The organism is Streptomyces sp. AB3(2024), from assembly GCF_041862025.1.
GTDB lineage: Bacteria > Actinomycetota > Actinomycetes > Streptomycetales > Streptomycetaceae > Streptomyces.
This window is the reverse complement of record NZ_JBGWAB010000181.1, coordinates 1-12,622: the sequence shown is the minus strand read 5'-3', so window position 1 is coordinate 12,622 and position 12,622 is coordinate 1. Positions and strand designations below refer to the sequence as shown.

Genomic DNA, 12,622 nt, shown 5'->3' with positions numbered 1-12,622 from the left:
CCCGCCGCGCCCGAGCCGACCCCCGGCGCCGTCCGCGCGGCCGCGCACGGCACGCTGCGGCTGCTGCGCCGCTGGCTCGCCGACGACCGGCTCGCCGACAGCCGGCTCGTCCTCCTGACCGGGGGCTCGGTCGCCGTCCGCACCGGCGACCGGGTTCCCGACCCCGTCTCCGCCGCCGTCTGGGGCCTGGTGCGCTCGGCCCAGTCCGAGCACCCGGGCCGCTTCGTCCTCCTCGACACCGACGGGACCGACGCCTCCGGTGTACCGGCCGAGCCGACCGCGGCCGTCCTGGCCTCCGTCCTCGGCTCCCCGGAGCCTCAGCTCGCCCTGCGCGAAGGCGCCGCCCACGCCCCCCGGCTGGCCCGCGTCCCCGCCGCCGCGGGCAGCACCCCGGCCGGGGCGCCCGCGTACGGCGCCGAGGACACCGTCCTGATCACCGGAGCCGCCGGCACCCTCGGCCGGCTCGTCGCACGCCACCTCGTCGCCGAGCGCGGCGTACGGAACCTGCTGCTGCTGAGCCGCCGCGGCGACACCGCGCCCGGCGCCGCGGAGCTGACGCGCGAACTCACCGGCCTCGGCGCACGGGTGGCCTGGTCGGCGTGCGACGCCGCCGACCGGGAGGCCCTCGCCGCCGCGCTGGCCACCGTCCCCGCCGACCGGCCGCTGCGCGCGGTCGTCCACACCGCCGGCGTCCTGGACGACGGAGTCATCGACTCGCTGACGCCCGAACGCCTCGACACCGTCCTGCGGCCCAAGGCCGACGCGGCCCTTCACCTCCACGAACTCACGCGGGGCCTCGACCTGTCGGCGTTCGTGCTCTTCTCCTCCGCCGCCGGCGTCTTCGGCGCACCCGGGCAGGGCAACTACGCCGCCGCCAACTCCTTCCTGGACGCCCTCGCCCAGCACCGCCGCGCCCAGGGCCTCCCGGCCGTCTCCCTGGCCTGGGGCCTGTGGGACGACACCGAGGGCATGGCCGGCGCCCTCGACCGTGCCGACCTGGACCGGATGAAGCGCGGGGGCGTGCAGGGACTGACCGCCTCCGACGGACTGGCCCTCCTCGACCTCGCCGACACCCTCGCCGCGACCGGCACGGATGCCGCTGCGGACACCGCCACCGCGGGCGGAGCGGGCAGTGCCCTCCTCGTGCCGATGCGGCTGGCCCCGCCCGCCCCCGGAACGCCCGTCGCCCCGCTGCTGCGCGGGCTGGTCCGCACCCCCGTACGCCGTACGGCCGCGAGCGCCGACGCCACCGGGCAGGATCTGTCCGCGCTGGAACGGCGGCTCGTAGGCCTCGACACCGCCGGGCGCGAACGGCTGCTCCTCGACCTGGTGCTCGGCCACGTCGCCGACGTACTGGGCCACGGCAGCCCGGACGCCGTCGAAGCCGGAGCCGCCTTCAGCGAACTGGGCTTCGACTCGCTGACCGCCGTCGAGCTGCGCAACCGGCTCGGCGCGGCCGTCGGCCGCCGGCTGCCCGCCACCCTGGTCTTCGACCACCCCACCTCCACCGCCCTGGCCCGCCACCTGGCCGCCGAACTCGGCGGAGGGGCCGCCGCGGCCCAGGACGCGGCCGCCACGCCCGGCACCGGTGCCGTGGGCGGCGAGGACGATCCGATCGCCATCGTGGCGATGAGCTGCCGTTACCCCGGCGGCGTCACCACCCCCGAGGAGCTGTGGCGGCTGCTGGAGAGCGGCGCCGACGCCATCACCGGCTTCCCCTCCGACCGGGGCTGGGACGTCGAGAACCTCTACCACCCCGACCCCGACCACCCCGGCACCTCGTACACCCGCCACGGCGGCTTCCTGCACGACGCCGCCGCCTTCGACCCGACGTTCTTCGGGATCAGCCCGCGCGAGGCCGTCGGCACCGACCCCCAGCAGCGGCTGCTGCTGGAGACCACCTGGGAGGCCTTCGAGCGGGCCGGGATCGACCCCGCCGGCGTGCGCGGCAGCCGCACCGGCGTGTTCGCGGGCGTCATGTACCACGACTACGCCGCCTTGCTGGAGCGGTCCGCCGACGGCGCCGACGGTTCGTTGGGCTCCGGCAGCACGGGCAGCATCGCCTCGGGACGCGTCTCCTACACCTTCGGGCTCGAAGGCCCCGCCGTCACCATCGACACCGCCTGCTCCTCCTCGCTGATCGCCCTCCACATGGCGATCCAGGCACTGCGCACCGGCGAATGCGACCTGGCCCTGGCCGGCGGTGTCACCGTCATGGCCACCCCGGGCACCTTCGTCGGCTTCAGCCGCCAGCGCGGCCTGTCGGCCGACGGCCGCTGCCGCGCCTTCTCGGCCGACGCCGACGGTACGGGCTGGGGTGAGGGTGTCGGCATGCTGCTCGTGGAGCGGCTGTCGGATGCCCGCCGTAACGGGCATCCGGTGCTGGCGGTGGTGCGGGGTTCGGCCGTCAACCAGGACGGTGCGAGCAACGGCCTGACGGCGCCCAACGGCCCGTCCCAGCAGCGGGTGATCCGGGCTGCCCTCGCGAGTGCGGGCCTGTCGGCCGCCGAGGTGGACGCGGTCGAGGCGCACGGTACCGGTACCACCCTCGGTGACCCGATCGAGGCGCAGGCGCTGCTGGCCACCTACGGTCAGGACCGGCCCGAGGGGCAGCCGCTGCTGCTGGGCTCGGTCAAGTCGAACCTGGGGCACACCCAGGCCGCCGCCGGCGTCGCCGGGATCATCAAGATGGTCATGGCGATGCGCCACGGCGTCCTGCCCAAGACCCTGCACGCGGAGCGACCGTCGCCGCACGTGGACTGGTCGGCAGGCGCCGTCAGCCTGCTCACCGAGTCGGTTCCGTGGCCGGAGACCGGGCGTCCGCGCCGGGCCGGCGTGTCCTCGTTCGGCATCAGCGGCACCAACGCCCACACCATCATCGAGCAGGCCCCGGACGCAGAACAGCCCCCGGCCGCCGACCCCGTCCGGGCCCTCCCGGCACTGCCGCTGCCGCTCTCGGGCCGCACCGAGCAGGCCCTCGCCGACCGGGCCCGCGCCCTGAGCGCCCACCTGGCCGCCCACCCCGACCTCGCGCCCGCCGACCTCGCCTACTCCCTGGCCACCACCCGGGCCGGCTTCGACCACCGCGCCGTGATCGTGGCGAAGGACCTGGCCACGGCCGCCACCGCCCTCGACGCGCTCGCCGCCGGCCGGCCGGCCCGCGGCCTGACCCGCGACACCGTCCGCAAGGGCGGCCGCACCGCCTTCCTGTTCACCGGGCAGGGCAGCCAGCGCCTCGGCACCGGCCGCGAACTGTATGACGCCCAACCGGTGTTCGCGGCCGCCTTCGACGCGGTCTGCGCCCGACTCGACCTCGAACTGCCGCTCAAGGACGTCCTGTTCGGGACGGACGCGGAGCTGCTCGACCGGACCGAGTACGCCCAGCCGGGGCTGTTCGCCGTCGAGGTCGCGCTCTTCCGGCTCCTCGCATCCTGGGGCGTCACCCCGGACTTCGTCGCCGGACACTCCATCGGCGAGATAGCGGCGGCGCACGTCGCCGGCGTCCTCTCCCTCGCCGACGCGTGCGCCCTGGTCTCCGCCCGCGGGCGGCTGATGCAGGCGCTGCCTTCGGGCGGTGTGATGATCGCGGTGCAGGCTTCGGAGGACGAGGTCCTGCCGCTGCTGACCGAGCGCGTGAGTATCGCTGCTGTCAACGGTCCGCGTTCGGTCGTGATCGCCGGTGACGAGGACGCCGCGACGGCCGTCGTGGAAGCCTTCTCGGACCGGAAGTCCAAGCGGCTGACGGTGAGCCACGCCTTCCACTCCCCGCACATGGACGGCATGCTCGACGACTTCCGCCGGGTCGCGGAGGGGCTCACGTACGAGAGCCCGCGCATCCCGGTCGTGTCGAACCTGACCGGGGCGATCGTCTCCGACGAGATGGGCTCGGCGGACTTCTGGGTCCGCCACGTCCGCGAGGCCGTCCGCTTCCTCGACGGCATCCGCACCCTGGAAGCCGCCGGTGTCACCACGTACCTCGAACTCGGCCCCGACGGCACCCTGTCCGCCCTCGCCCACGACTGCGTCACCGACCGCGCCGCCGCCGCCTTCGCCCCCACGCTGCGCGCCGACCGGCCCGAGGCGCAGACCCTCGCCACGGCCCTCGCCCGGGCCCACGTACGCGGCGCGGCGGTCGACTGGCACGCCCACTTCGCCCCGGCCGGCGCACGCCGCGTCGACCTGCCCACCTACCCCTTCCAGCGCGAGCGCTACTGGCCCGAGCCCGGCGCCCCGCTGCCCGCCGACGCCACCGGCCTCGGCCTCGCGGCCGCCGGACACCCCCTGCTCGGCGCGGCGGTGTCCCTCGCGGACGCCGACGGCTGCGTCCTCACCGGCCGCCTCTCGCTGCGCACCCACCCCTGGCTCGCGGACCACGCCGTCACGGGCTCCGTCCTGGTACCCGGCACGGCCTTCGTCGAGCTGGCCCTGCACGCCGGAGAGCGGGTCGCGGCCCCGGCCCTCGAAGAGCTGACGCTCCAGGCGCCGCTGGTCCTCCCCGACTCGGGCGAGGCCGTCACGGTACAGGTCACGGTGGGGGCGCCCGACGCTTCCGGGCTCCGCCCGGTCGCCGTGTACTCCCGCCCGGCCGACACCGAGGACGGGCCCTGGCTCCGGCACGCCGCCGGACTCCTCGCGGACGAGGTCCGCCCGGCCGGCGCCGACCTCGCCCCCTGGCCGCCGACCGGAGCGGTCCCGGCCCCCGTGGAGGAGGCCTACGCGCTGCTCGATGCCTCCGGCCTCGGCTACGGACCCCTGTTCCGTGGCCTGCGCACGGCCTGGCGGCGGGACGGCGAACTCTTCGCCGAACTCGCCCTGCCGACGGGCGCGCACAGCGATGCCGACGCGTACGGGCTCCACCCCGCCCTGTTCGACTCCGCCCTGCACACCCTCGCCCTCGACCCCGCCCTGGCGGCGGGCCCGGAGGCCGGCGATGCTCAGGGCGCGCGGCTGCCCTTCGCGTGGACCGGCGTACGGCTCCACGCGAGCGGGGCCACCGCCGTACGGGTCCGGCTGGCTTCCGCCGGGTCCGGCGCGGTCTCGCTCGAACTGGCCGACCCCGCCGGGCGCCCCGTCGCCTCGGTGGACTCCCTGTCCCTGCGGACCCTCTCGTCCGGGCAGATCGGCGAGGCCGCCCGCGACGGCCGCCCCGATTCCCTCTTCCGGATCGACTGGACGCCGCTGTCCCCGGGGCGGACGGTGACGGCTCCGGCCGGCGCCGCACCCGCCGTGGTGGGCGGGCCGGTCCCCGGCCTGGAAGGCCCCGCGTACGCGGACCTCACCGAGCTGGCGGCCTCCGGCGCCGAGGTGCCGGAGCTGGTCTTCGTCGCCGTCCCGGACCCGGCCGCCGGGGACCGTGCCACCGGGGCCGGGCTGCCGGCCGCGGTGCACACCAGGACGGCCGAGGGGCTCGCCCTCGTCCGGGCCTGGCTCGCCGAGGAGCGGTTCGACTCCTCGCGGCTCGTCTTCGTCAGCCGGGGCGCCGTGCCGGCGCAGGAGCCCGCCGGGCCCGTCCGTGACCTCGCGGGCGCAGCCCTCGTCGGCCTGCTCCGGTCCGCCGCCACCGAACACCCCGGCCGGTTCGCCCTGGTCGACCTGGACGAGGACGGCGCGCCCCTGCCCGAGGGGGCGCTCGTGGCGGCCCTGGCGTCGGGTGAGTCCGAGGTTGCGGTGCGCGGTGGTTCGGTGCTGGTGCCGAGGCTGGCGCGGGCTGTGGTCGCGGCTGATGCGGCTCCTGCGTGGGATGCCGGGGGCACGGTCCTGGTCACGGGTGCGAGCGGTTCGCTGGGTGGCTTGTTCGCCCGGCATCTGGTGGCCGAGCACGGGGTGCGTCACCTGCTGTTGGTGAGCCGTCGTGGTGAGGCGGCTTCGGGTGCCGTGGAGCTGTCGGCGGAGCTGGCGGAGCTGGGCGCCGAGGTGGTGTGGGCGGCCTGTGACGTGGCCGACCGGGAGGCGCTGGCCGCCGTGCTGGCGGGGATCCCGGCCGAGCGTCCGCTGTCGGCGGTCGTGCACACGGCCGGTGTTCTGGACGACGGGGTGCTGGGTTCCCTGACGGCGGAGCGGTTGTCGGCGGTGCTGCGTCCGAAGGTGGACGCGGCGTGGAACCTGCACGAGCTGACCGCCGGTCTCGGCCTGTCCGCGTTCGTCCTGTTCTCCTCCGCCGCGGGTGTGTTCGGCGGCGCGGGCCAGGCCAACTACGCCGCTGCCAACACCTTCCTGGACGCCCTCGCCGCCCACCGCCGGGCCCACGGCCTGGCCGCGACCTCCCTCGCCTGGGGCCTGTGGGCCGAAGTGGGCGGTATGGGCGGCGCGCTGGACGCCGAGGACGTTTCGCGCATGGGCCGTGGCGGGGTCAACGCCCTGTCGCCGGCCGAGGGTCTGTCCCTGTTCGACACCGCCTGCGGCTCCGGGCAGGCGCTGCTGGCGCCCGTCAAGCTGGACCTGGCCGCGCTCCGCGCCCAGGCGGGCGGCGGCATGCTCCCGCCGCTGCTCTCCGGCCTCGTCCGTACGCCGACCCGCCGGGCCGCCGGAGCTCCGGCCGCCGCCGGTGACACGCCGGCCGGCGCCCTCGCCGGGCTGTCGGCCGCCGAGCAGGAGGCCCGCGTACTGGACCTGGTGCGTACGCAGGTCGCCGGGGTGCTCGGCTACGCCGGGCCCGAGGCGGTCGAGGCCGACCGGTCCTTCCGCGAGCTCGGCTTCGACTCGCTGACCGCCGTCGAACTGCGCAACCTGCTCGGCGCCGCCACCGGCCTGCGCCTGCCCGCCACCCTCGTGTTCGACTACCCGACCTCGGCGGTGCTCGCCGAGCACCTGCGGACCGAACTGCTCGGAGCGGCCCCCGCCGCGCCCGCCGCACCGGCCGCCGTCGCCCTGCGGGACGACGAGCCCATCGCGATCGTCGGCCTGGGCTGCCGCTACCCCGGGGACGTGCAGTCACCCGAGGACCTGTGGCGGCTGGTGCTGGAGGGCCGCGACGTGGTGTCCGGGTTCCCCGACGACCGCGGCTGGGACGTCGACGGCCTCTTCGACGCCGACCCGGGCCGGGAAGGCACGAGCTACGCCCGCGAGGGCGGCTTCCTCGCCGACGCCTCCGCTTTCGACCCGGCGTTCTTCGGGATCTCGCCGCGCGAGGCCGTCGCGATGGACCCGCAGCAGCGGCTGCTGCTGGAGACCTCCTGGGAGGCCTTCGAGCGGGCCGGCATCGACCCCCGCTCCCTGCGCGGCACCCGGACCGGCGTCTTCGCCGGCGTCATGTACCACGACTACGCCTCCCGGCTCGCGGCCCTGCCCGAGGGCGTCGAGGGCTTCCTCGGCACGGGCAACGCGGGCAGCGTCATCTCCGGCCGGCTCTCCTACACGTTCGGCCTGGAGGGCCCGGCGGTCACCGTCGACACGGCCTGCTCCTCCTCCCTGGTGGCCCTGCACCTCGCGGTGCAGGCCCTGCGCAGCGGCGAGTGCTCGCTCGCCCTGGCGGGCGGCGTGACCGTGATGGCGACCCCCGCGGCCTTCGTGGAGTTCAGCCGCCAGCGCGGACTGGCCTCCGACGGCCGCTGCAAGGCCTTCTCCGCCGGTGCCGACGGCACGGGCTGGGCCGAGGGCGCCGGCGTCCTGCTGGTGGAGCGCCTGTCCGACGCCCGCCGCAACGGGCACCCTGTGCTCGCGGTGGTCCGCGGCTCGGCGATCAACCAGGACGGCGCCTCCAACGGCCTGACCGCACCCAACGGCCCGTCCCAGCAGCGCGTCATCCGCCAGGCCCTGGCCAACGCCGGTCTGTCCGCCGCCGAGGTGGACGCCGTCGAGGCGCACGGCACCGGCACCACCCTCGGCGACCCGATCGAGGCGCAGGCGCTGCTGGCCACGTACGGCCAGGACCGGTCGGCGGACCGTCCGCTGCTGCTGGGCTCGATCAAGTCCAACATGGGCCACACGCAGGCCGCCGCCGGTGTCGCCGGCGTGATCAAGATGATCATGGCGATGCGGCACGGCGTCCTGCCCAAGACCCTGCACGTGGACGAGCCCACCCCACACGTGGACTGGACGGCGGGAGCGGTCTCGCTCCTGGAGTCGGCCACCCCCTGGCCGGAGACGGGCCGGCCGCGCCGCGCCGCGATCTCCTCCTTCGGCTTCAGCGGGACCAACGCCCACGCCGTCATCGAGCAGGCCCCCGAGCCGCCGGCCTCCGGCCCGGCCGAAGCCGCGACGCGGACGCCCGGCAGCCTGCCGTGGCTCCTGTCGGCTAAGGACCCCCAGGCCCTGGCCGACCAGGCCGCCCGGCTCGCGGCGCACGTGACCGACCACCCGGACCTGTCCCCGGCCGACATCGGCCGCTCCCTCGCCACGACCAGGACCGCCCTGGACCGGCGGGCCGCCGTCGTCGCGGACGACCGCGAAGGCTTCCTGGCAGGCCTGGGCGCGCTCGCCGAGGGCGAGTGGGCGCCGGGCGTATGGGAAGGCTCGCCGGCCGGCGGGAAGCTCGCCTTCCTGTTCACCGGTCAGGGCAGCCAGCGCCTTGGGATGGGCCGTGAGCTGTACGAGGCTCAGCCGGTGTTCGCCGCCGCGCTGGATGCGGTGTGCGAGCGGCTGGAACTTCCGCTGAGGGAGGTGCTGTTCGGTACGGATGCCGCTCTGCTGGACCGTACGGAGTACACCCAGCCCGCGCTGTTCGCCGTCGAGGTGGCGCTCTTCCGGCTGCTGGAGTCGTGGGGTGTGCGGCCGGACTTCGTGTCCGGGCATTCGATCGGTGAGATCGCTGCCGCGCATGTGGCGGGGGTGTTGTCGCTGGACGATGCGTGCATGCTGGTGTCCGCCCGCGGGCGGTTGATGCAGGCGCTGCCTTCGGGTGGGGTGATGATCGCGCTGGAGGCTGCGGAGGACGAGGTCCTGCCGCTGCTGACCGGCCGGGTGAGCATCGCCGCGATCAACGGTCCGCGTTCGGTCGTGATCGCCGGTGACGAGGACGCCGCGACCGCCGTCGTGGAAGCCTTCTCGGACCGGAAGTCCAAGCGGCTGACGGTGAGCCACGCCTTCCACTCGCCGCACATGGACGGGATGCTGGAGGACTTCCGCCGGGTTGCGGCCGGGCTCACCTACACCGCCCCGCGGATCCCGGTGGTCTCGAACCTGACCGGTGCCCTGGTCTCGGACGAGATGGGCTCGGCCGAGTTCTGGGTGCGGCACGTCCGCGAGTCGGTCCGCTTCCTCGACGGCATCCGCGCCCTGGAGGCCGCCGGGGTCACCACGTACCTCGAACTCGGCCCCGACGGAGTCCTCTCCGCCCTCGCGCAAGAGGCCCTCGCCCAGGAAGGGGCGGCGGCCGGCCTCCCCGTCCTGCGCGCGGACCGTCCCGAAGGGGCCACCCTCGCCTCGGCCCTGGCCCAGGCGCACCTGCGCGGTGTCCGCGTCGACTGGAGCGCGTACTTCACCGGCACCGGCGCCCGCCGCGTCGACCTGCCGACCTACGCCTTCCAGCGGCAGCGGTACTGGCTGGAGGCCCCCGTCCACGCCCTCGCGGGCGACGTCGCCTCCGCCGGACTCGGCGCGACCGCCCACCCCCTCCTCGGGGCCGCGGTCGACCTGCCCGACTCGGACGGGTTCCTCTTCGCCGGGCGGCTCTCGCTGCGCACCCACCCCTGGCTGGCCGACCACCGCGTCGCCGGAGCCGTCCTGGTGCCGGGCGCCGCGCTGGTGGAACTGGCCGTCCGGGCCGGCGACCACGCGGGCTGCGGCCGCCTGGACGACCTCACGCTCGAAGCGCCCCTGGTGCTGCCCGAGTCGGGCGGGACGCAGCTGCGGCTCGCCGTGGCCGAGCCGGACCCGACCGGCCGCCGGGCCTTCCAGGTGTACTCGCGCCCCGAGGACAGCGCCCCCGACGGGCCGTGGACCCGGCACGCCGACGGCGTACTGGCCCCCGGATCCCAGGACGCCGACGCGGAAACCCTGGCGCAGTGGCCCCCGGCCGGCTCCGTCGAGTGTGCCGTGGACGAGCTCTACCCCGGCTTCGACTCCATCGGCCTCGGCTACGGCCCTGCCTTCCGCAACCTGCGCCGGGCCTACCGGCTCGCGGACGAGGTGTTCGCCGAAGTGGCCCTCGCCGAGGACCGCCTCGCGGAGGCGGCCCCCTACGGGCTGCACCCGGCGCTGCTCGACGCCGCCCTGCACGCCGTCGGACTCGGGGAGTTCTTCCCCGACGGCCCGGCGGGCGCGCGACTGCCCTTCTCGTGGGACGGCGTACGACTGCACGCCGCCGGGGCCGCCGCCCTGCGCGTACGGATGGCACCGGCCGGCCGGGACGCGGTGGCACTGACCCTGTGGGACGGCGCCGGACAGCCCGTCCTGACCGTCGACTCGCTCGTCCTGCGCCCGCTGGCCGCCGACGGCTTCACCGCCGCCGGCGGGCCCGGCGCGGGTCCCGTGCGCGAGGCGCTCTTCCGGATCGACTGGACCGCCCTGGCACTGCCCGACACCCCGGTGCGCTCCGGCGGGCCGTGGGCACTGCTGGGCGCCGATCCGCTGAAGGCGGGCGCCGGGCTGGAACGGGCCGGGCTGCTGGAGGACCCGGCCGGGGCTACCCACCCCGAACTGGACGCCCTCGGCGAAGCCTTCGACCTGGCCGGGGCCCTGGGGGAGCCGGTGCCGGAGACGGTCCTCGTCTCCCTGGCCCCCGACCTCGCCGCCCCGCCCGCGGCGGCCGCCGCGCACGCCGCGACCGGGCACGCGCTGACCCTCGTACAGGGCTGGCTGGCGGACGAGCGGTTCGCCGGATCCCGGCTCGCGGTCGTCACGCGGGGAGCCGTCTCCACGGACTCCGGCGAGGACGTGACCGACCTCGCGCACGCAGCGGTGTGGGGCCTGGTGCGCTCGGCCCAGGCCGAGCACCCCGACCGGTTCGTCCTGGTCGACCTCGACGGCCGGGACGCCTCCCACGAGGCCCTGCCGGCCGCCCTCGCCACCGACGAGACCCAACTCGCCCTGCGCGAAGGGGCCGTACGCGTGCCCCGGCTGGCCCGCGCCGCCCTCACCGCCCCGGCGGACGGCCTGCCCGCCCTGCCGGACCCCGAGGGCACGGTCCTGATCACCGGGGCCACCGGCACCCTCGGCGGCCTGCTCGCCCGGCACCTCGTCGCCGAGCACGGGGTGCGGCACCTGCTGCTCACCAGCCGGCGCGGCGCCGCGGCGGCCGGAGCCGGCGAACTCGCCGACGCGCTCACCGGGGCGGGCGCCCAGGTCACCTGGGCGGCCTGCGACGCGGCCGACCGGGACGCCTTGGCCGCGCTGCTGGACTCCGTACCGCACGAGCACCCGCTGACGGCCGTCGTGCACACCGCCGGTGTGCTCGACGACGGCACCGTCACCTCGCTCACCCCGGAGCGGATCGCGACGGTGCTGCGGCCCAAGGCCACCGCGGCCTGGAACCTGCACGAGCTGACCCGGCACCTCGACCTGGCCGCTTTCGTCCTGTTCTCCTCGGCGGCCGGCGTGTTCGGCAACGCCGGACAGGCCAACTACGCGGCCGGCAACACCTTCCTCGACGCCCTCGCCCAGCACCGCCGGGCCCACGGCCTGGCGGGCCTCTCGCTCGCCTGGGGCCTGTGGGACGACGAGGCCGGCATGGCCTCCACCCTGGACGACCAGGACCGGCAGCGCCTGGGCCGCGGCAGCATGGACGCCCTGTCGCCCGCCGACGGACTGGCCCTCTTCGACGCCGCGCTGCGGACGCCGACGGCCCGGCCCGAAACCGGCGACCCGGCGGGCACCAGCCTGCTCGTGCCCGCCCGGATCGACCTGGCGGCGCTCCAGGCCCAGGCCGGCGACCACGTCGCACCGCTGCTGCGCGGCCTGCTCCGCGCCCCCGTACGCCGCAGGGCGAACGGCGGGGCGGCTGCGGACGCCCCCGGCTCGACGGCCGAGCGGCTGGCCCAACTGCCGCCCGCCGAACGGGACCGGGTCCTGCTCGATACCGTCTGCACCCACGTCGCCCAGGTCCTGGGCCACAGCGGCGCGGCCGCCATCGCGCCGGGCAGCGCGTTCAAGGAGCTGGGCTTCGACTCGCTGACGGCGGTCGAGCTGCGCAACCGGCTCGGCGCCGCCACCGGCCTGCGCCTTCCGGCCACGCTCATCTTCGACCATCCGACCCCCGAGCAGCTCGCCGGATACCTGCGCTCCGCCCTCTCCCTCGACGCGGACGGACCCACCGTCTTCGGCGAACTCGACCGGCTGGAAGCCGCGTTGGGTGCGGCGGAGGCGGCGGACGCGGACAGCGTCACCCGCTCGCGGATCACGATGCGCCTCCAGGCCCTCATGGCCAAGTGGGGCGCGGGCCAGGACACCGGTCGCACCGCGGCCGACGAGGACGGCGACGACGACCTCGACACGGCCACCGACGACGAGCTGTTCGACCTGCTCGACGACGAACTCGGCGCCTCCTGAGCGACGCGCCGTGAGACCGCCGGGGGGGGGGGGGGGGGGGGGGGGGGGGGGGGGGGGCGCCCCCCCCCCCCCCCCCCCCCCCCCCCCCCCCGCCGGGTCAGGGCGGCCCGTACGGCCGGTCCCAGGAACTCCCAGCATCCGGCCGGGTCCGCGCGCACGGCCGTCCCCGAGACCGGGAACAGGGTGCGCGCCGGGTCCA

At 76.4% G+C, this 12,622-nt stretch carries 1 protein-coding gene and 1 pseudogene; one reads left to right on the top strand and one right to left on the bottom strand.

Annotated features, from left to right (window positions below; genetic code table 11):
* A partial coding sequence (locus ACEPPI_RS37415) for an SDR family NAD(P)-dependent oxidoreductase (protein ID WP_373919729.1) occupies positions 1-12,423 on the top strand: 12,423 nt, incomplete at its 5' end.
* Between the two features lie 89 nt (positions 12,424-12,512).
* Here the strand turns inward: ACEPPI_RS37415 and ACEPPI_RS37410 are convergent.
* A pseudogene (locus ACEPPI_RS37410) lies at positions 12,513-12,622 on the bottom strand (transcriptional regulator); the annotation flags it as partial.